Annotated in this window: 20 protein-coding genes; 10 read left to right on the top strand and 10 right to left on the bottom strand. The window is 42.3% G+C overall.

From position 1 onward, the window contains the following. Positions 1 to 108: 108 nt before the first annotated feature. The 10 genes from tgt to pgpA all read left to right on the top strand — a co-directional run bounded on the left by tgt (position 109) and on the right by pgpA (position 8,945). Complete coding sequence (gene tgt / locus Xvie_RS00825; protein WP_086107513.1) at positions 109 to 1,233, top strand: tRNA guanosine(34) transglycosylase Tgt; 1,125 nt, start codon at positions 109 to 111, stop codon at positions 1,231 to 1,233. A gap of 124 nt (positions 1,234 to 1,357) precedes the next feature. After that, a complete protein-coding gene (gene yajC, locus Xvie_RS00830) occupies positions 1,358 to 1,690 on the top strand; it encodes a preprotein translocase subunit YajC (RefSeq protein ID WP_086107514.1) in 333 nt (110 codons plus the stop codon). 28 nt (positions 1,691 to 1,718) lie between these two features. After that, positions 1,719 to 3,566: a protein translocase subunit SecD gene (gene secD, locus Xvie_RS00835; RefSeq protein WP_086107515.1), complete on the top strand. Its 1,848-nt coding sequence runs from the start codon at positions 1,719 to 1,721 to the stop codon at positions 3,564 to 3,566. A gap of 10 nt (positions 3,567 to 3,576) precedes the next feature. Next, a complete protein-coding gene (secF, locus tag Xvie_RS00840; protein WP_086107516.1) occupies positions 3,577 to 4,545 on the top strand; it encodes a protein translocase subunit SecF in 969 nt (322 codons plus the stop codon). Between the two features lie 122 nt (positions 4,546 to 4,667). Continuing rightward, positions 4,668 to 5,117: a transcriptional regulator NrdR gene (nrdR, locus tag Xvie_RS00845; protein WP_086107517.1), complete on the top strand. Its 450-nt coding sequence runs from the start codon at positions 4,668 to 4,670 to the stop codon at positions 5,115 to 5,117. Positions 5,118 to 5,176: 59 nt separating this feature from the next. After that, positions 5,177 to 6,298 (top strand): bifunctional diaminohydroxyphosphoribosylaminopyrimidine deaminase/5-amino-6-(5-phosphoribosylamino)uracil reductase RibD, encoded by a 1,122-nt coding sequence (gene ribD / locus Xvie_RS00850; protein WP_086107518.1) that lies wholly within the window; start codon positions 5,177 to 5,179, stop codon positions 6,296 to 6,298. 98 nt (positions 6,299 to 6,396) lie between these two features. Continuing rightward, the gene (gene ribH / locus Xvie_RS00855; RefSeq protein ID WP_086107519.1) at positions 6,397 to 6,867 is read left to right on the top strand and encodes a 6,7-dimethyl-8-ribityllumazine synthase; all 471 of its coding nucleotides are present in this window, start codon (positions 6,397 to 6,399) and stop codon (positions 6,865 to 6,867) included. Positions 6,868 to 6,896: 29 nt separating this feature from the next. Further along, the gene (gene nusB / locus Xvie_RS00860) at positions 6,897 to 7,313 is read left to right on the top strand and encodes a transcription antitermination factor NusB (RefSeq protein ID WP_086107520.1); all 417 of its coding nucleotides are present in this window, start codon (positions 6,897 to 6,899) and stop codon (positions 7,311 to 7,313) included. 101 nt (positions 7,314 to 7,414) lie between these two features. Beyond that, positions 7,415 to 8,461: a thiamine-phosphate kinase gene (gene thiL / locus Xvie_RS00865; RefSeq protein ID WP_086107521.1), complete on the top strand. Its 1,047-nt coding sequence runs from the start codon at positions 7,415 to 7,417 to the stop codon at positions 8,459 to 8,461. Continuing rightward, on the top strand, positions 8,454 to 8,945 hold the full coding sequence (gene pgpA / locus Xvie_RS00870; protein ID WP_086107522.1) for a phosphatidylglycerophosphatase A: 492 nt from the start codon (positions 8,454 to 8,456) through the stop codon (positions 8,943 to 8,945). The genes thiL and pgpA overlap by 8 nt, the downstream gene beginning before the upstream one ends. Before the next feature lie 34 nt (positions 8,946 to 8,979). Here the strand turns inward: pgpA and pcp are convergent, their stop codons facing one another. The 10 genes from pcp to Xvie_RS00920 form a co-directional block, all read right to left on the bottom strand. Further along, positions 8,980 to 9,627, bottom strand: coding sequence for a pyroglutamyl-peptidase I (gene pcp, locus Xvie_RS00875; protein WP_086107523.1), 648 nt, complete (start codon positions 9,625 to 9,627; stop codon positions 8,980 to 8,982). A gap of 38 nt (positions 9,628 to 9,665) precedes the next feature. Further along, on the bottom strand, positions 9,666 to 10,685 hold the full coding sequence (locus tag Xvie_RS00880) for a DUF979 domain-containing protein (protein WP_279625668.1): 1,020 nt from the start codon (positions 10,683 to 10,685) through the stop codon (positions 9,666 to 9,668). Next, positions 10,682 to 11,410, bottom strand: coding sequence for a DUF969 domain-containing protein (locus Xvie_RS00885; protein WP_086107525.1), 729 nt, complete (start codon positions 11,408 to 11,410; stop codon positions 10,682 to 10,684). The genes Xvie_RS00880 and Xvie_RS00885 overlap by 4 nt, the downstream gene beginning before the upstream one ends. A gap of 346 nt (positions 11,411 to 11,756) precedes the next feature. Then, positions 11,757 to 12,440, bottom strand: a complete 684-nt coding sequence (locus Xvie_RS00890; protein ID WP_086107526.1) for a helix-turn-helix transcriptional regulator — start codon at positions 12,438 to 12,440, stop codon at positions 11,757 to 11,759. A 37-nt stretch (positions 12,441 to 12,477) separates the two neighbouring features. Next, positions 12,478 to 13,158, bottom strand: coding sequence for a PAS domain-containing protein (locus tag Xvie_RS00895; protein WP_086107527.1), 681 nt, complete (start codon positions 13,156 to 13,158; stop codon positions 12,478 to 12,480). A gap of 724 nt (positions 13,159 to 13,882) precedes the next feature. Continuing rightward, the gene (locus Xvie_RS00900) at positions 13,883 to 15,061 is read right to left on the bottom strand and encodes a MalY/PatB family protein (RefSeq protein ID WP_086107528.1); all 1,179 of its coding nucleotides are present in this window, start codon (positions 15,059 to 15,061) and stop codon (positions 13,883 to 13,885) included. Next, a complete protein-coding gene (gene nhaC / locus Xvie_RS00905) occupies positions 15,048 to 16,502 on the bottom strand; it encodes a Na+/H+ antiporter NhaC (RefSeq protein WP_086107529.1) in 1,455 nt (484 codons plus the stop codon). The genes Xvie_RS00900 and nhaC overlap by 14 nt, the downstream gene beginning before the upstream one ends. A gap of 39 nt (positions 16,503 to 16,541) precedes the next feature. After that, complete coding sequence (locus Xvie_RS00910; RefSeq protein ID WP_086107530.1) at positions 16,542 to 17,543, bottom strand: LacI family DNA-binding transcriptional regulator; 1,002 nt, start codon at positions 17,541 to 17,543, stop codon at positions 16,542 to 16,544. A 106-nt stretch (positions 17,544 to 17,649) separates the two neighbouring features. After that, a complete protein-coding gene (locus Xvie_RS00915) occupies positions 17,650 to 18,324 on the bottom strand; it encodes a helix-turn-helix transcriptional regulator (RefSeq protein WP_086107531.1) in 675 nt (224 codons plus the stop codon). A gap of 552 nt (positions 18,325 to 18,876) precedes the next feature. Continuing rightward, positions 18,877 to 20,103, bottom strand: coding sequence for an MFS transporter (locus tag Xvie_RS00920; protein ID WP_086107532.1), 1,227 nt, complete (start codon positions 20,101 to 20,103; stop codon positions 18,877 to 18,879). Position 20,104 lies beyond the last annotated feature (1 nt).

Here is a 20,104-nt window from a genome sequence, read left to right on the forward strand (position 1 = left end):
TCGGAATAAAAGGTTTTAAAAGCAAAATTGTACTTTCATTTCAGCTCCGCTGGTTTGAATGGTGTCTAAACGTAGCATCAGACTGTCTTTCTGATGTCTGGAGGTTAAGTGAAATTTGAGTTACAAAAGACGGATGGGAATGCTCGTCGTGGCCGTTTGATTTTTGATCGTGGCGTTGTGGAAACCCCGGCATTTATGCCTGTGGGTACTTACGGCACAGTAAAAGGCATGACCCCCGAAGAGGTAAAAGAAACGGGAGCGCAAATCTTATTGGGGAATACTTTCCATCTTTGGTTGCGTCCGGGACAGGAAATCATGAAATTACATGGTGACCTGCATGATTTTATGCAATGGCAAGGCCCTATTCTGACTGACTCTGGCGGTTTTCAGGTCTTTAGTCTCGGAGCCATGCGCAAAATTAAGGAAGAAGGGGTTCACTTCCGTAACCCAATCAATGGAACGCCGGTATTCCTCAGCCCAGAAAAATCTATGGAAATCCAATATGATTTGGGTTCCGATATTGTCATGATTTTTGATGAATGTACGCCATATCCTGCTGAGTGGGATTATGCTAAACGTTCCATGGAAATGTCATTGCGCTGGGCTGCACGTAGTCGCCAGCGTTTTGATGAGTTGGGCAATGAAAATGCTTTGTTTGGCATTATTCAGGGCAGTGTTTATGAAGATTTGCGCGATGTCTCGATAAAAGGACTGGTGGAAATCGGCTTTGATGGCTACGCTGTAGGTGGTTTGGCCGTCGGTGAACCCAAAGAAGATATGCACCGTATTCTGGAACATGTTTGCCCTCAGATCCCACAGGATAAGCCCCGTTATTTGATGGGAGTAGGCAAGCCAGAAGATTTGGTTGAGGGCGTTCGTCGCGGTATTGATATGTTCGACTGTGTGATGCCAACACGTAATGCCCGAAATGGTCATCTATTTGTGACTGAAGGCGTTATCAAAATCCGCAATGCCAAACATAAAGAAGATACTTCTCCGTTGGATGAACATTGTGATTGCTATACTTGTCGAAACTATAGCCGTGCATACCTCCATCACTTAGATCGTTGTAACGAAATTCTTGGTGCAAGGCTGAATACGATACATAATTTAAGGTATTATCAGCGTTTGATGGCAGGAATTCGCAAAGCCATTGAAGAAGGCAAACTGGAACAGTTTGTTGAAGAGTTTTATCAGCAGATCGGTAAACCCGTTCCGCCGTTAAATATATAATTTATCGTGACTAATCAGCCTCAATATGTGTAGCATATTGGGCTGGTTTGTGATCGAGCTACTGTCGATTTTCGACAACAACATTTTCGATAACTATGTTTTCGATAACAATGAGGGAAATTTGATGAGTTTTTTTATTTCTGAAGCTGCGGCAGCTGCTGGTGCGCCAGCTCAAGGGAACCCATATTCTCTGATTATCATGCTGGTTGTTTTCGGTTTGATTTTTTATTTCATGATCCTGCGTCCACAACAAAAACGCACCAAAGAACATAAAAAACTGATGGATTCCATCTCCAAAGGGGATGAAGTGCTGACTTCTGGTGGTTTGGTTGGTCGTGTCTCTAAAGTGTCTGATACAGGCTACGTTGTTGTTGCCTTGAATGACACTACAGAAATAACTATCAAGCGTGATTTCGTCGCTGCCATTTTGCCGAAAGGTACAATGAAGGCTATTTAATTTTCCGATTTTCCCGAAGGGAACTGCCGTGTTGAACCGTTATCCTTTGTGGAAGTATCTGATGCTGATCGCTGCGATCCTCATCGGTTTGCTTTATGCACTTCCCAACCTTTATGGTGAGGATCCGGCTGTACAAATCACTGGCGCGCGAGGTATCGCCGCCAGTGAAAAAACGCTGGACCAAGTCCGTAATGTTTTAGAAAAAGATCAAATCAAGAGCAAGTCCATTGCATTGGAAAATGGGGCAATTCTTGCTCGTTTCAATGATACTGATGTGCAGCTTCGTGCACGTGAAGCGTTGGTTTCTGCACTGGGTGAACAGTATGTCGTGGCATTGAACCTCGCGCCGGCAACGCCTATCTGGTTGAGAACAATCGGTGCTGAGCCGATGAAACTCGGTCTTGACCTGCGTGGTGGTGTTCACTTCTTGATGGAAGTGGATATGGAAACCGCATTGGGCAAATTGCAGGAACAGAATATTGATAGCCTGCGAGTTGAACTGCGTGATCAAAACATTCCTTATTCTACTATACGTAAAACTGATAATTATGGTGTCGAAGTTCGTTTCCGTGATAACGGTGCACTTTCTAAAGCGGAAAACTATCTTGAATCTCGCCACCGTGATTTAGTTTTCTCCACCGGAGCAAATAGCACGCTGAAAGTGGTCATGAGTGATGAGCGTCTGCGTGAAGCCCGTTCTTATGCGGTGCAGCAGAACATCACTATCTTGCGTAACCGTGTTAACCAATTGGGTGTTGCGGAACCTTTGGTTCAACGTCAGGGTGCAGATCGTATCGTTGTTGAGCTGCCTGGTATTCAGGATACAGCTCGTGCGAAAGAAATCCTCGGAGCAACAGCAACACTGGAATTCCGTCTGGTAAATACCAGTGTTGACCAAAATGTAGCGCAATATGGTCGTATTCCGGCTGATTCAGAAGTGAAAGATACCCGTGATGGCACCCCTGTGGTGTTGTATAAGCGAGTTATTCTGACAGGCGACCATATCACCGATTCTACTTCCAGTACTGATGAGAATGGTTACCCGCAGGTAAATATTTCTCTGGATAGTACTGGTGGCACAGCGATGTCTAATTTCACCAAAGATAATCTGCATAAATCAATGGCAACGCTGTTTGTGGAATACAAGGACAGCGGTAAGAAAGATGCCAACGGTCGTGCGATTTTGGCTAAGCAAGAAGAAGTTATTAACGTTGCCACTATTCAGTCACGCTTGGGTAATAATTTCCGCATTACGGGCATTGGCAATCCGGCTGAAGCACGCCAGTTATCGCTGTTACTGCGTGCAGGAGCGTTGATTGCTCCAATCCAGATTGTGGAAGAGCGTACCATTGGGCCAACTCTGGGCTTGCAGAATATTACGCAGGGTCTTGATGCTTGTTTGTGGGGGCTGGTTGCTTCTATTGTCTTTATGATGATTTATTACCGCAAGTTTGGCCTGATTGCGAGCAGTGCGTTGTTGGCTAACTTAGTGCTCATCGTCGGTATTATGTCCTTGTTGCCAGGAGCGACGCTGACCATGCCGGGAATTGCCGGTATCGTCTTGACACTTGCCGTGGCTGTGGATGCGAACGTATTGATTAACGAGCGTATCAAAGAAGAGCTGCGCAATGGTCGTACTATACAGCAGGCAATTCATGAAGGTTATAAAGGGGCATTCTCCAGTATCATCGACGCAAACCTGACTACGCTGATTACTGCCGTCATTTTGTATGCAGTGGGTACTGGCTCTATTAAGGGCTTTGCGATCACCACCAGCATTGGTGTGGCGACTTCGATGTTCACTGCTATTGTGGGAACACGTGCAATCGTGAACTTGCTGTACGGTGGCAAGCGTATCAATAAGTTGTCAATTTAAGGAGCACGTTGTGGCACAGGATTATACTGTTGAACAATTAAACTATGGGCGTAAAGTTATCGACTTTATGCGCTGGGACAACGTTGCCTTTGGGATTTCGTTCCTGCTGTTGATTGCTTCCATCATTATGATGGGAACGCGTGGGTTTAACTGGGGGCTTGATTTTACCGGTGGTACGGTAATCGAGGTAAAGCTGAGTAAACCAGCGGATCTGGACAAAATGCGTCAGAGTCTGGCCCAGAATGGTTTTGCTGATCCACTTTTGCAAAATTTTGGTAGCAGCCGTGATGTGATGGTTCGCATGCCCCCTGTGGAAGGCAATGCAGGGCAAGAGCTTGGTAACAGGATCATTTCAGTTATTAACCAGAACATCGATAAAGATGCGAAGGTTAAACGTGTGGAATTCGTTGGCCCAAGTGTGGGAGGCGAGCTGGCGCAAACCGGAGTGATGGCATTATTGGCCGCACTGATCTGTATCCTGATTTATGTCGGCTTCCGCTTTGAGTGGCGTCTGGCATTGGGGGCCGTTATCGCGCTTGCGCATGACGTGGTTATTACGCTGGGTATTCTGTCGTTGTTCCACATTGAAATTGACCTGACTATCGTTGCGTCGTTGATGTCCGTTATCGGCTACTCATTGAACGATAGTATCGTTGTGTCAGATCGTATCCGTGAGAACTTTCGCAAGATACGCCGTGGTACGTCGTATGAAATTACCAACGTTTCTCTGACTCAGACTCTGAGCCGCACGATCATGACTTCCGCAACTACCTTGTTGGTTGTATTGATGCTGTACATTTTCGGCGGTGAAATGCTGAAAGGCTTCTCACTGGCAATGTTAATCGGTGTTTCTATCGGTACAGTGTCTTCCATCTATGTTGCTTCTGCACTGGCTTTGAAATTGGGTATGAAGCGTGAACATATGATCCAGCAGAAAGTTGAGAAAGAAGGGGCAGATCAGCCTTCTATTCTTCCTTGATTATTTTGCATGATCGAGTGCTGATATCATTTAAACGCCCTGTGAGTACTTACTGACAGGGTGTTTTTCATCACCACTTCAAGGTACACTGTTATCCCTTCGCTTAACTGTCAGGAAACGATATGCATTGCCCATTTTGCGCAGCCGTTGATACTAAAGTTATTGATTCCCGTCTGGTAGGGGATGGCTCACAAGTGCGCCGTCGCCGTCAGTGCCTGGAATGTCATGAACGTTTCACTACGTTTGAAGTTGCAGAACTGGTGATGCCACGCGTCATTAAAAGTGATGATATTCGGGAGCCTTTCGACGAAGAGAAATTGCGTCGTGGAATGCAGAAGGCACTGGAAAAGCGTCCTGTCAGCTCTGATGATGTAGAAACAGCAATCAGCCACATTAAGTCACAGGTACGGGCAACGGGAGAGCGTGAAATTCCGTCAAAAATGATCGGGAATTTTGTCATGGATGCGCTGAGAAAACTTGATAAAGTGGCCTATATCCGTTTTGCATCTGTTTACCGTAGCTTTGAAGATATTCGCGAATTTGGTGAAGAGATCGCCAGACTACAAGACTAAACAATCGATACTTACTGAATACTCGACATTTACTAACTACTCGATATTTATTAAATACTATGACACTTGATGAAATATATATGTCCCGAGCGTTGGAGTTGGCGCATCAGGGTCGTTTTACAACATCCCCGAATCCGAATGTAGGTTGTGTCATCGTTAAAGATGAGCAGATAGTAGGGGAAGGTTTCCATTTGCGGGCGGGTGAACCCCACGCAGAAGTTCATGCTCTTCGTATGGCGGGCGAAAAAGCTAAAGGTGCCACAGCTTATGTTACCCTTGAACCATGCAGCCATCACGGTAAAACTCCTCCTTGTGCTGATACTTTGATTGACGCAGGCTTAAGTCGTGTTGTGGTAGCAATGCAAGATCCTAATCCTCAGGTTGCAGGGCGGGGTTTGTACAAATTGCAGCAGGCAGGCATTGCAGTTGAACATGGTTTGATGATGGAGCATGCGGAATCCTTGAATAAGGGTTTTCTCAAACGTATGCGTACAGGATTTCCTTACCTGCAATTAAAATTAGGAACATCATTGGATGGTCGAACGGCGTTGGTTTCAGGGGAAAGTAAGTGGATTACCTCACCAGAATCCCGCCAGGATGTGCAGAAACTACGGGCGCAATGCAGTGCCATTTTGAGTTCCAGCGCAACAGTTCTGGCTGATGATCCTTCTCTGACTGTCCGTTGGAATGAACTGGATGCTGAAACACAAGCGATCTACCCTCAAAAACAGCTCCGTCAACCAATTCGTATCATTACGGATAGTCAAAGTCGCGTAACTCAGCAACATCAAGTTGTTCAACAGGCTGGAGAATGTTGGTTAGCACGAACTAACCAAGATCAGCAAGAATGGGCTGATCAAAAATGGCCTGATAATGTCGAACAGATTTTATTGCCAGCACATGGTAACGGTGTGGATTTAGTTTTGTTGATGATGCAACTTGGTAAGCGTCAGATAAACTCTGTTTGGGCGGAATGCGGCCCTGCTTTAGCTGGGGCTTTATTATCGTTGGGGTTGGTCGATGAATTAATCCTTTATATTGCGCCTAAGGTGTTGGGAAACAGTGCCCGTGGGTTGTTTAATATCCCTGAATTGCAAAAATTATCAGACGCCCCTGAATTTTCTTTGTTTGATGTAAAACAGGTTGGCCCTGATGTGCGTCTTCGCCTACGGCCGCTCTAGGTGTCTTGATTTAAGTTTGGACATAAACCAAGACGCAAAGAAAAATAATGTGATAAGATCCGCGCCCCTGCGGATATGAATAAGGTATAAGGAAGGCTATGAACATAATCAAAGGTGTTGTTGCAGCTCCTAAAGCCCGCATTGCAATTGCAATTGCCCGCTTTAACAACTTCATTAATGACAGCCTGCTGGAAGGGGCCGTTGATGCGTTGGAGCGCATTGGTCAGGTTTCTTCAGACAATATTACCGTAGTATGGGTGCCGGGTGCTTATGAACTGCCATTGACGGTTAAGGCGCTGGCTGAATCCCAAAAATATGATGCGGTTATCGCTTTGGGGACGGTTATCCGTGGCGGTACAGCCCATTTCGAATATGTTGCCGGCGAGTGCAGTTCTGGTTTGTCCAGTGTGGCGATGTCCAGTGACATTCCTGTCACATTTGGTGTTCTGACAACCGAAAATATTGAACAAGCGATTGAACGCGCTGGTACTAAAGCGGGTAATAAGGGCGCGGAAGCTGCCTTGACCGCATTGGAAATGATTAATGTAATCAAAGCCATTAAAGGCTGAATTTTTTAGTTTTAATTAAGGGGAATTTTGTGAAACCTGCTGCTCGTCGTCGTGCTCGTGAGTGTGCTGTTCAGGCAATTTATTCATGGCAATTATCCAAAAACAGCATTGCTGATATTGAATTGCAGTTTCTGTCAGAGCAGGACGTAACCGGTGTTGATATCACCTATTTCCGTGAATTGCTGTCCGGGGTAGCGGTCAATGCTACAAAATTGGATGCCTTGATGGCGCCTTATCTTTCCCGCCAGCTCGAAGAGTTAGGTCAGGTAGAAAAAGCCATCTTGCGCGTTGCGATGTTTGAACTAAGCTTTCGTGATGATGTCCCCTACAAAGTGGCTATTAATGAAGGCATCGAACTGGCAAAAGTGTTTGGCGCTGAAGATAGCCATAAATTCGTGAATGGGGTGCTGGATAAAGCTGGCCCGGCAGCACGCAAGAAAAAGTGATTGCTTGCCAGGAGTTCCCCATTATAACTCGATGATTTTACGCATGAGGCCGGATTTCCGGCCTCATGTACTCATCGTTAGTCACTTTTTGGAATTCTATTATGGCATGTGGTGAATTTGACCTCATTGCACGTTACTTCAATCGCCATCTCATCCGCCGACGTGATGTAAATCTGGGGATCGGCGATGATTGTGCACTGATGACCGTTGCAGATAAGCAAGAATTAGCAGTAACAACGGATACGTTGGTTGCTGGCGTCCATTTTCTCCCTGATATCTCACCAGAAGATTTGGCTTATAAAGCACTGGCTGTCAATATCAGTGATTTGGCTGCCGTTGGGGCAGACCCGGCTTGGGCATCGCTGGCGTTAACGTTGCCTGACGTCAATGAGGATTGGTTAAAACGGTTCAGTGATAGCTTGTTTGAACAATTGAACTATTACGGGATGCAGCTGATTGGCGGGGATACTACAAAAGGCCCTATGAGTTTGACGCTAACCGTACATGGGTTGGTGCCGGCTGGCAGGGCGTTGCGCCGTGCTGGAGCGAAGAACGGTGATTGGATTTATGTCACCGGAACATTGGGTGATAGTGCCGCAGGGCTTGCTTTGTTGCAAGAGCACCTGATGGTGGAAGATACAGCGATCCACAATTGGCTGGTTAAACGTCATCTCCGCCCACAACCACGCGTTTTACAAGGGCAAGCACTGCGAGATTTGGCTTCTTCCGCGATTGATTTGTCTGATGGATTAATTTCTGACCTCAACCATATTTTGACAACCAGTCAATGTGGCGCGCGAATTAATCTGGATGCATTGCCTTATTCTGAAGCAATGCAGCAATATGTCTCTCCTGAGCAGGCGTTGAAATGGGCGCTGAGTGGTGGAGAAGATTATGAATTGTGCTTCACCGTACCTGAGCTTAACCGTGGTGCGTTAAATATGGCCTTGGCCCATACAGGGGCGAGTTTCTGCTGTATTGGACAAATCAGGCCAGAATCAGAAGGCATCCGCTATTTTAACAATAACGAAGAAATTGAACTGGATCTGAGCGGTTTTGATCACTTTAAGACGGATAAAAAACCGGTGGTTCCTTGTCCGGCTGCATATCAGGAAGAAAACGATCAAACGGAGGGAACTCATGGATGACGCAAAACGCCGCTTAAAAATGAGTAATCCGTGGCATTTGTTGGCTACAGGATTCGGCAGTGGCTTATCCCCGATTATGCCGGGCACGATGGGCTCTATTGCGGCGATCCCCTTCTGGCTACTGTTGATACAGTTACCAACATGGGGAATTTGGTTAGTTATTGTATTGGGAACCATCATTGGTTGTGTGATTTGCCAGAAAGCTGCTGATGCCATGAAAGTGGAAGATCCCGGGTGTGTGGTCTGGGATGAATTCATTGGTATGTGGATCACGCTGATGGCGATTCCTGTGCTCAACTGGCAATGGGTTTTGGCTGGTTTTGTGGTATTCCGCATTTTTGATATGTGGAAACCGTGGCCGATTCGCTGGTTCGATCGTTATGTAAAAGGTGGTGTTGGCATCATGCTCGATGACATTATTGCAGCAATCTTTGCGATAGCAGTCATCTGGTTGCTGAATTTCTACCAAGTGTTGCCTTTCTAAATCAAATAGCCACTGGAATTCAGTGGCTGTTTTTTCAGTTTGTTGCTCCGCCTGAGACAGCAATGTCTTTTCCATTCATTAATGTTGATTTGATAGCTATCTTCAAGGCTGTCATTATCATCTCTACTGCCATACTTGGCACATCCGAATGACTTGTAGCTTGTTCTGGTAAATAAGGAACATGGATAAAGCCACCACGTACAGCGGGAAAATGTTGACTCAAATAATGCAGTAAACCATACATAACATGGTTGCAAACGAAGGTTCCTGCGGTTTGGGATACGGTTGCGGGTATTCCTGCGTGATTTAATGCATTAACAATTTTTTTGATGGGCAGAGTAGAAAAATAAGCCATTGGGCTATCTGCAATGACAGGTATGTCAATGGGTTGTTTACCTGCATTATCAGGAATACGGGCATCGTTAACATTGATTGCAACGCGTTCTACACTGATATGTGATCTGCCCCCGGCTTCTCCCACTGAAATCACCACTTCTGGTTTAAAGCGTTCAATTGCAGCATAGAGATGTTCCAGAGAAGTGTCGAAAATACAAGGAAGTAGGCAAACTTCAATATTAGCACCTGCAATTTGACATCCCTGCAATAGCCGAACGGCTTCCCACGATGAATTTATGGTCTCACCACCGAAAGGTTCAAAACCAGTGATTAAAACAGTTTTCATAACGATTCCTTATTGTTGTTTTATCAGAATTAATTTTTTTATAAGAACATAAGAAAATAGAGCAGAAATACATTAGTAATCAGTAAAATACATCCTGTAGGGATTTGTGCCTTGATGACGGCATTGCGGTCGGGCAACTCTAACAGAGCAGCTGGAACGATATTGAAATTTGCTGCCATGGGGGTCATCAACGTACCACAATAGCCGGAGAACATGCCAATGGCAGCCATAACGGCTGGATTGCCACCATGCTGTAAGATCAAAATAGGGATGCCAATACCGGCGGTAACTATAGGAAAAGCCGCGAAAGCATTCCCCATAATCATGGTCAGCAGAGCCATCCCAAATACGTACGTTACTACGGCGATAAAGCGATTATCGACAGCGACATAATTTTCAGTTAGGTGAGCAATCACAGTACCTATGCCAGCGATAGTAAACAATAATCCAAGAGTAGCCAGAAGTTGTGGCAGGATAAATACGCAACCAATGGAATCAAGCAGACGACGAGTCTCCTGTATTGGCTGTGTTATGGCATCACGGCTCATGCGTAGTGCAGTAATGAACCCTATCAGACATCCGAGGGTGACTGAAAATAGTGTCACTAATGTTGAATGATTTCCCTCTCCAAAGGCAGCTTGTTGCAAGCCGGGAATATGGTTAAACATCAGCACGCTAACCATTGTGACAACGGGGATCAGCAAAGCGGGAAGAAATAACCTATTGCCAAGACGATCTGCACTCTCCTGCCGTTGCTCTGGGGTACGTTGGTGATAATTTCCCAGTCGAACGCCACCGAATCCCGCCAATAGTGCCATAAAAACGACCAATACCCCGATACAGATATGAGCAATTCGTTGAGCATAGGCCTCATCGCTGATCCAGATAGCCATCACATGATGGCTCCATTTCCCTATCAAGAAGATCAAACCGTAAAGTGCCCAGAATAAACCTGTAGTTAAACGGCGAGGATTAGCTTTATCACGCCATGACATAATGGCAACAGCGATCAAGAGTAGCCCGGCCAGCATATAGAGATGCTGTAACTGAAACATTATTTTTCCTCCTTGCTGTGCAGCTTGGTGCGATTCAAGGCATTCAGTTCGTTGGCAAGGTGGTAATCAAGGCGATATAACCGAACCGAATGGATAAGAAAAGCACAAATGGCGGTAGGGATACCCCAAAGGGCAATATGCAAAGGTTCGGTTTGAATGCCCCCTGATTCCAGCATGAAATTGTGCATAAAGATAATTGCTCCAAAAGCGACAAAAATATCTTCCCCGAAGAACAAACCGGTATTATCAGTTGCTGCCGACATGGCACGAATGCGATGACGGACGGAGTCCGGTAACTCACCATATTGGTTTTCAGCTGCGCCTTCTGCCATAGGAGCCAACAGGGGGCGAACCATTTGTGGATGTCCACCTAAACTGGTTAAACCCAACGCAGCAGAGGTTTCTCGTATAAACAGATAGACAATCAGTAAACGCCCGGTTGTAGCATTTTTGATATAAGTAATGGATTTTTGTGCCCGTTCTTTTAAGCCATGCCTTTCCAGTAGCCCAATGATGACTAAAGGAAATAGGATGGTCAGTGTTAAATTTAGGGTGTTAACAAACCCGGAGCCTAGTTTTTCCAGAATATCAGCGATAGGCATTTGGGCTGCCAGCCCTGTGACTAGGCCGGCAATGGCGACAACCAATACGGGATTAAATCTGATGATAAAACCGATGATAATGACGGCGATCCCGATTAGGGGCCAAAAATTGATGATTTGCTGCATATTTTACTTCCCCATGAATAAGTTTTGGCGTTGCTGTATTGTTGGTTAATATTGTGGTTATTGTTAATTCATCGTTTTTATATTGTTGAACAATAAATAGATTGTGATTAACAAATAGGCAAATAAAATTCGTATTGGATTGTAAAAATGCAATGAAGATCACTTCTTGAATGAAAATGTACTTACTGGAAAAAATATTTCGGGATTTTTTTAAGGTGGGTTAATGGGGACAGATAAAGGTGGTCATTAGCGTTAGCGTTACTTGTGTTTAAACACTCTAACGGTGATGTATAACGATAACTATGATTGACCACTTCTTATTATAGAGATTACTAAAATTGCAGATTCAAACAAAAATACGGCTTTCAGGGCGCAAAAATCTTTCTGGTACATAGAGATCGAAATTATTAAAGCGGCAGTATTCTTCTAATTGTTGAGAAGAAGTAACACCCGTCTTTTTATATATTTGTGCTGTATAATTTTCGACAGTACGATAGGAAATATTTAATATTCTACCGATTTGTTTACTGGTATATTTGTGCAAAGAGAGAAAAATAACATCCCATTCTCGTTGGGTAAATAAATGAGTGGGTGGTTGGAACATAATAGAGGCAGGGAGTTTTCCATGATATAGGCGGGTTAATGAATAATCCTGAGCTTTCCATAGATGATAGATAATTCCTATACAATCACCATTTTCATGATAAATAGGGGACTTTTCACAAAAATAAGATGATAATGTTTTATTTTCTCCCCAAATATGTGTTTCAAGTGAAACGTATGATTTTTCTTCTTGCATAACTTTTTGGTCATGATGAATATATTCTTTTGCAAACTCAGCACCATCCCAAGGAAGCTCATCATCATAAAATCCTTCAAAATCAAATGAATCAGAGAAACCCTTAATGGAGTTTAATGCTTTATTGCCGTAAATAAAGCATGAGTCTTTATCCTTTATTCCCCAGGGGTCGTTACTTACTGCCAGTGTGTTAATTATTTGAGATGAAATGATGCTCTTCTTGTTGCTCATGTCATTATTCCTTTATTATTTTTTTTGAATAATATAATCAATTTAGCTCTCTGCTACCAATAGTGATAAATCGCTCAGGAATATAGCGATCAAATTTCTGTTCTCTACAGAACTTTTTCAGATCTATATGTTGTGAAAGATTAAATTTTTGGCAAATTGATTGTGTATGTTTAATAAAATCTTTTGTATTGATCATTAATTCTTTTACGATATTCTTTTCGTCCAATGAGTGTAAGATCAGAAAAATAATTTCCCATTCAATTTGTGTCAGAATATTATTTGGAGGGGTAAATTCCAGCGTTGCTGGAGTAACTTTGTCATAATAATAAGAGACGGAGAAGCTTGGTATTTTGTACATATGGAAAGTGGTACCAATACAATTGCCGTTATCGTCAAAAAGTGGATGTTTATCACAAATATAAGCTTTTTTAACTTTATGTTTTCCAAATGGATGAGTTTCTATTGAAGTGACTCGCTGCATAGTTTGAATAACTTTTTGTTCTTGGTAGTAGAGTTCTTCTTCATATTCTGCAAGAGATGAAGGTAATTCACCTATATTTAGTCCTGTGATATCGGAGTTCTCAGGTAGATCGAGCAGTTGATAAAAAACAGGATTAGCATAGATAAATCTTGATTGATGATCTTTTGCACCCCAAGGATCAAGGCTTTTTTCCCACATATGAATTAATTGCGGAGTGATATTATTTGGTTTTTTCATATTTTATGTGTTAACTCTTTGGTTATTATCTTACTTTAATTATGGCTGAAATAATCTAATCATATAATGTGGTACAAGTAATTAGTCAGTAAAATATTGTATGTGTTAAATTTTAATACAGTATTATTAATATAAAGAGTGTTTTTTGCCTTGTTAGTTAAAATGTCAACAGCATTTGAGTTGTTGCTCTGTTAATTTATCTTAATTTGGTTTTTTATTCTAATTGTTTGGTTTTATGAAATATAAATTCATTAAAGTATTTTATACGCTTCCAATATTTACAAAAATAATTAAAATTTTTAATTGCCTTACCAATCATAAAATAATTTATTTGAATTTTTTGACTTAATTTGGTAAAGATTAAATTTTTAGAAAAAGTATTTTTAATATTTATCACTAGCGCCAACTCTAGGGAAAGCTTGTAATACTATAAAAAATTAATATGGGTAGGATATAAATTGCATAAAATGATTTACTCTACCCATGAACCAAAGAGGAATAACTGATTGCTGTTTCTTTAAATCGTGATCCTTCGAAATATAGCTAAGAAAATATTTTAGATGAATTTTTATTTTCAAAATTAACCTGAATGTTTTAATCAGAAATCAGTAAAAATAATAAATTACCTGAAGCTTTTTTGTAGAAAGCTTCAGGTATAGTCATAAAATTAAAACAAAATCATTAACACTTTGCCTTATTGCTAGTTTCTTGAGAGTTTTTTATTTCACCATGTTAACTGAGCCAAACCGGTGATTGTTTTTTCAAGATACTGACGAGGACAACCTAAGTTTATTCGGATAAATCCTTTCCCTTGATCGCCAAAACAATATCCCATTGAAACGGCTACTTTGGCTTTTTGGATTAATGCTTGTTGCAAGGCATTATCATCCAGACCTAAATTTCGACAATCCAGCCAAGCCAGATATGTACCTTCTGCTTTGGTCATCCGGCACCAAGGGGCGTAAGATGCTAAAGCCTGTTTGAACCAGCTATTATTTTCAGCCAGATAATCTTGTAATTTATCAAGCCATGTATCTCCATATTGATAAGCTGCTGTAGCTGCAGTCATTGATAAGGAATTGAATACATCTAATCCGTGAGCATTCAATCGATCATTAAAGGCTTGACGGAGTGTGGTATCTGGAATGAGAAAGTTTGATATACGGAGTGATGAAAGCCCAAACGTTTTACTTGCAGAGGTCGCAACAATAACATTGCTGTGCCATTCACTTCCAAGATGCAATATTGAGGTGAATTTTCCCCAAGGCAAAGTTAAATCAGCCCAAATTTCATCGGAAAGTACCGTTGTCCCGTATCTTTTGCAGAGTATCAATAGCTGGAGGAGTTCATCACGATCCCAACATCGGCCAGTAGGGTTGTGCGGATTACATAATAGTAGCAGAGGTGGCCTGTGGTGCTCCAATATGTGTTCTAGATGATCATAGTCAATTTTATAACCTTCCGGGCTTTCAAAAAGCGGATTTTCAATAACAGACCTGCCATTCATAGTTATAATTTTGGCAAATGAAGCGTAATAAGGCCCTTGTATAATAACTCCTTCACCTGGTTTGCTCAGCATTTGTATTAGTAAAGCTAATCCGGGTATAACACCTTCTATTGATGTAAACCAGTCTCTGTTCAGGGGCAATTTATGGCGTTTTGAAAACCAGTTTATTACTGCTTGGTAGTAGAGATCGTCTCGTTCGCTATAACCGAAAATACCGTGGTCAATTCGGGAGGATAGAGCTTGCAGAACCTCCTTTGGACTTTCAAAATCGAAATCAGACACCCACATTGGTAGAAGGTCTGTTGTGTTTAAGTGTAGGTAGCGATCTAAAAAATCCCACTTAACAGAGCCTGTATTGTGGCGATCGATGATCTGGTTGAAATCAGGAGATTTCACGTTGGATTTCCTTTTTCTTCAATGACTTTTCTGGTGTAGTTCTTGCAATACCGAAACCAGTAAAGCCATAAATGAGAGCAAAAAAGACAGCAGCATAGCACTGGATTGCCCAAGGAAGCAGATCAAGTGTACTAACACCTAATGTAGTAGCCATATAAATACCCGCAGAAGTCCAGGGAATCAGAGGTTCAATAACAGTACAACCATCTTCTATTGTTCGTGATAGGTTTTTATTATCTAGTCCCATCTTGCAATAAGCGTCTTTGAACAGCTCTGCCGGGATGAGAAGAGGCAATTTTCCATCACAGGTTGCGCCAGTTAGCAGAATGGTTGTGGATAGAGTTGCAGCGATGAGTTGTCCTATTGTGTGAACAGCTTGCAGAAGCCGATTAATGATGATGGTTAGGGCGCCAGTTAGTGTTAATGTGCCGGCAAATGCGAATGCACAAAATACCAGCAATATAGTACTCATCATTGAGAACATACCACCGCGGTTGAGTAAGCGGGGGATATCACTAACGATGCCTACGGTGCTGTGTCCCTGATCAGAGAACATTGAGAGATTGAATCCATCAATTAATGCATTCAGACCTTGTTTAAGCGTGAATCCCTGAAGAGCTATGCCGAGCGCAATAGCTAATGTACAGGCAGCCAACATGACTGGTATTACTGGACGTTTTGTTATGGCTCCCCACAAAACCAGTGCCGGGGGTAAAATCAGCAATAAATTGAAGTGATACAGATTTTCAAGAGATTGTATGATTTCTGTGATTTTTTCGGGAGTTGCTACACTACTTGTTAAGCTTGTATGGCCTGCTATGAAATAAACAATGGCGGCTAAAATAAAGCTTGGGATAGTGGTATACATCAAATGTTGAATATGGCTATAAAGATCGGTGTCAGCAACAATTGCCGCGAAATTAGTTGAGTCAGACAACGGTGAAATTTTATCACCAAAATAGGCGCCTGATACAACCGCACCCGCTGCTGCAGCCAAAGATACATCAAGGCCAGCAGCTACTCCCATTAGAGCGACCCCGACTGTTCCGGCGGCTCCCCATGATGTACCAGTGCAAACTGAAATTACGCTCGTGATAAAGAAGGCGGCAATGAGTATATATTGAGGGCTAATCAGCTTTAATCCCCAGTATACCATGTAAGGTATGGTTCCGCTGAACATCCAGGTGCCAATTAAACCCCCGACGCAAATCAGTATCATGATTACGGGCATGGCTTTGGCTAGCTTTGCCACAATGGCATCAATAATGTCATTCCAACGGTAGCCTTGCCAATATGCCAAGGCTGCTGCTATTGCTGCTGAAACGAGCAATAAAGACTCTATACGCAGATTGAGTTGACCATATCCAATAATTAGCAGTAAGAGCATTGCTGCTATTGGTAGTATAGCTAATCCCAGATTAAGTTTTTTCTTATCATCCATATGAACATTCCAGTTTCAGATAGTTTATTGAAATAAAATTCATTTTACTAAAAAAACAGAATCTCTAATGACGAGTTCTGCGGAGAACATATTCCTTTGTGGAACAGATTCTTTTTTGTCGTTAAGTTGTAATGCCAGATTAGCTGCCTGTTGAGCCATTTGCTCTATTGGATTATGTATGGTAGTTAAGGGGGGATAGAGATATCGGGCCGTGACAATATCATCAAACCCAACGATTGATAATTGTTCCGGTAAGTTGATTTTCTGCCAATGTAGGAATCGCATCATACCCGCGGCCATAACATCATTGAATGTTACTGCCGCAGTAAAGTTTATTCCGCTGTCTAAAAGCTTTTCCGCTGCTTGTTCCCCTCCTTTTTCGTTAAATGGAACGCTAATAATCCAGTTACTAGGTACTGTAATACCTGCATTAGCCATTGCAGCTTGATATCCCTCTAAGCGGAGTTTTCTATCATCGATCGGTAGATCTGTCGTTATATAAGCAATTTTGCGATGACCATTTTGGAGGAGGTGGTTGGTAGCATTTTGAGAAGCTCTGACATTATCTAGCCAGATGCATCGGTTAGCGATAGCAGGGAGATATCGATTGATAATCACTAACCCTGGAGTATGAGCTGCATAACGTAAGATATCTGCTTCGCTCATTCTGCTGATGTGAGCCACTATTGCTTCGCATCCTTGATTGATTAAAAAATCCAGGGCAGATTTCTCACGCTCAGCTTGATGTTCTCCACTACAAACCATGAGCTTAGCTTCTTTTTGCCTGGCGATTTTTTCAACCCCACGAGCCAAAAGGGAAAAAAACGGATCTGCTAAATTACCAGTCAGTAAGCCCAACATATTCCCGCATCTTTTTGCCAATGCAAGCGCGGCAGAATTACGTTGGTAATTGAATTTACGCATGGCCTTTTCTACCCGCTCACGGGTGCCCGGTTCGACATAAGCAGTATTATTAATGACACGGCTAACAGTAGCTACTGACACCCCAGCTTGCAGTGCTACGTCTTTCATTGTGGCCACGCTATCTCCGGTAGTTATTTATGCAGGGTACATGTGACGCGGAATAATATCCTAATTTATTTATATAATCATAAATTGTTTTATAAATAGGAATAAACCTTCTGCCCTAATATAGAAAAGCATGGTCTATAAACTTTAAATATTCAGGTGGGATGTAACTATTGTAATTATTTCTTTCGCAAATAATTTTTAATTCAATAATTGAGTTTATTGATAATTTTTCATAAATATTTTGGAAATATCTTTCCAAAGTACGACATGATAGCTTTAGCTCATTAGCAATATATCTGTTACTGATGCCACGACAAAATAAAAAAATTATTAGCCATTCCTTTTCTGTCAGAATATTGTTTGGCGGGCTAAGGCTAATAGAGGTAGAAGTATCATTTTTAATATAATGATGCACTGAGAAATGGTTTATCTCTTTAGCATGGCAAATTACCCCGATACATTCGTTATTTTCATTCATTAATGGGTATTTTTCACAAAAATAGGACTTTATTTGTTGAGGGGAGTGTTGAAAATAAGTACCGATAGATGATATCAGTTGCATGGATTGTAAAACTTTACGATCATGCTCTTCGAAGAAATGAACGAGATGGTTGAATGGTGTAGGTAATTCTTTCTCAGTACATCCTGTCACATCGAAACCTTCAGGTAAATTACTTAATTCAATAAAAACCTTATTTGCATATATAAAACGAAGATCTTTGTCTTTTACAAACCATGAGTCATGACTTTTATCCCACATATTTGTTAACTGAGGAGTAATTTTACTCATATATAACCTTCAATAAATATTGAATATAATAACCCCGCTATTTATCAAGCTTAGGTTTATTGGATCTATTCACGCCAGTTCTAACTATCTATATTGTTTTCATATTTGTTTTCTTGTTGTGGCGATGTAATTCAAAACCCACTAAATATAAATAGACAAACTTCTTATAATCAGAAATCATCATATTTACTATGATTTCAGCCATATTGCTGGCATTAATATCCTTAAGCATATATTGTTAACTCCAATTTAAAGCAGATTGTTATAGGTATCGTTATAGGAAAAATAGCGAATTTATTTTGGAGGAAATGTGAGAGAAGTTTGCTATCTATGTAACCGGTTTCATGAAGTATGAAAATGTGACTTTGATAGCGATTTTTTCTCTTGCTTATTGCTGAATTAGAGCAACTTGGTCCATCGGATGTTGTGATACCTGATTCAAAATCGCAGGCATAACAAAACAGTTAACCCAACAATCCATGTATTATCATCAAAAAATCAGCACCGCAGAGTAATTCTCTCAATCGGTACTGATTATTAAATTTTCAACAATTATACTTTACTTACAGTAAAACGCCGTACCCACAGCAAGACCAGCACCAACACTGTCAGTGGAAAACCGTGGAATATCAAGATCACTACGGAAGGCGGCAGCCAGACGTAGAATGGGGCGACCAGTAACATACCTATCCCAAAGCCGGTCATTTGCAATAGCGTCAGTAAACTGAAAATCGGCAAGCGTAGGCTTTCCGGTTCGCTTTGTGCCCGTGAGATCAGACTGACTTCTGCGATGCCATCCCCAATTCCTGCCCAAACCGCGAATAGCAGTAGCCAGAATACGCTACTTTGTTGGAAGGTGAGGATAAATCCCGTCGACATTAGTGCGACGCCGATAAAGAACAGTTTCTCCATTTTCAATAGATTGCGGCTACGTAGCAGATAACTCGCTGACCGTGCTCCACTGAATTTCCCTATCGCCCATGTTGCCAGCAGTAATCCCATTGTGGTACTGGCGTTACCGGGTGTAAGAAGTTTTGAAATGATGGGGAAGCCGACGTTATGGGCGGCGCTGCCCAGTGTATCGGCTAAGCTGAGGAACAGCATTCCCGCCAGCATTGGCGCACCGCGCAAACCGAGGAGTAATTCACGCCATTCGTTGCCGAGCTCTCTTGATGTTTTCTGCTCTGGTAAGGAGAGGAAACGTAGGGGCATGATTAGGATCGCAGCCAGCAGATAAGTAACGATATTAACGGAAAATACCATTTCATAGCCGCTGCTTGCGACCAAAAGCCCTGATACCAAACTGCCAAATACAGCCCCCGTAGCCGCGATGGAAGTGAGCCAGGAGTTGGTTGAGATGCGTTGGGAGGCATTTACCCAATAGGGCAACTGGCTATTCAGCCCGATAGCAAACATTGAGTTGCCTAAACCAATGCCGAAGGCGATCATCGGTAGGATCATTAATTGCTGTGAGGCGGGGATCACCAGTAGCAGGGACAGTAAAATGATACGTACCAGATCAAAAAAGACCAGCGGCCATCTTCCTGCAAATCGTCTGAAAAATGGAGTTCCGATCAAGCTGGCAATGATGCCGCCAGCAACACGGCAGGCAAGAAAAATACTGACATGAATGACGCTGTTGCTGAGTAAATAAACATAGGTGGAGAGTGCTACCATATTCAGGAATGCGCCAAAATCGGAAACAAATCGGGCACTGACGATCAGTAAGGCATTAAAACTGGACCAACGCAAATTCAAACTATTTTCCTGACTTGACATT

This window comes from Xenorhabdus vietnamensis (assembly GCF_002127535.1).
Taxonomy (GTDB): Bacteria; Pseudomonadota; Gammaproteobacteria; order Enterobacterales; family Enterobacteriaceae; genus Xenorhabdus; species Xenorhabdus vietnamensis.

What these genes read in the sequence shown, in the direction of transcription:
- nhaC (WP_086107529.1), bottom strand. Translation starts at nt 16,502, where the DNA reads ATGGATGATAAGAAAAAACTTAATCTGGGATTAGCTATACTACCAATA.
- yajC (WP_086107514.1), top strand. Translation starts at nt 1,358, where the DNA reads ATGAGTTTTTTTATTTCTGAAGCTGCGGCAGCTGCTGGTGCGCCAGCT.
- pcp (WP_086107523.1), bottom strand. Translation starts at nt 9,627, where the DNA reads ATGAAAACTGTTTTAATCACTGGTTTTGAACCTTTCGGTGGTGAGACC.
- Xvie_RS00895 (WP_086107527.1), bottom strand. Translation starts at nt 13,158, where the DNA reads ATGAAAAAACCAAATAATATCACTCCGCAATTAATTCATATGTGGGAA.
- pgpA (WP_086107522.1), top strand. Translation starts at nt 8,454, where the DNA reads ATGGATGACGCAAAACGCCGCTTAAAAATGAGTAATCCGTGGCATTTG.
- Xvie_RS00920 (WP_086107532.1), bottom strand. Translation starts at nt 20,103, where the DNA reads ATGTCAAGTCAGGAAAATAGTTTGAATTTGCGTTGGTCCAGTTTTAAT.
- ribD (WP_086107518.1), top strand. Translation starts at nt 5,177, where the DNA reads ATGACACTTGATGAAATATATATGTCCCGAGCGTTGGAGTTGGCGCAT.
- thiL (WP_086107521.1), top strand. Translation starts at nt 7,415, where the DNA reads ATGGCATGTGGTGAATTTGACCTCATTGCACGTTACTTCAATCGCCAT.
- nrdR (WP_086107517.1), top strand. Translation starts at nt 4,668, where the DNA reads ATGCATTGCCCATTTTGCGCAGCCGTTGATACTAAAGTTATTGATTCC.
- ribH (WP_086107519.1), top strand. Translation starts at nt 6,397, where the DNA reads ATGAACATAATCAAAGGTGTTGTTGCAGCTCCTAAAGCCCGCATTGCA.
- Xvie_RS00890 (WP_086107526.1), bottom strand. Translation starts at nt 12,440, where the DNA reads ATGAGCAACAAGAAGAGCATCATTTCATCTCAAATAATTAACACACTG.
- Xvie_RS00885 (WP_086107525.1), bottom strand. Translation starts at nt 11,410, where the DNA reads ATGCAGCAAATCATCAATTTTTGGCCCCTAATCGGGATCGCCGTCATT.
- Xvie_RS00915 (WP_086107531.1), bottom strand. Translation starts at nt 18,324, where the DNA reads ATGAGTAAAATTACTCCTCAGTTAACAAATATGTGGGATAAAAGTCAT.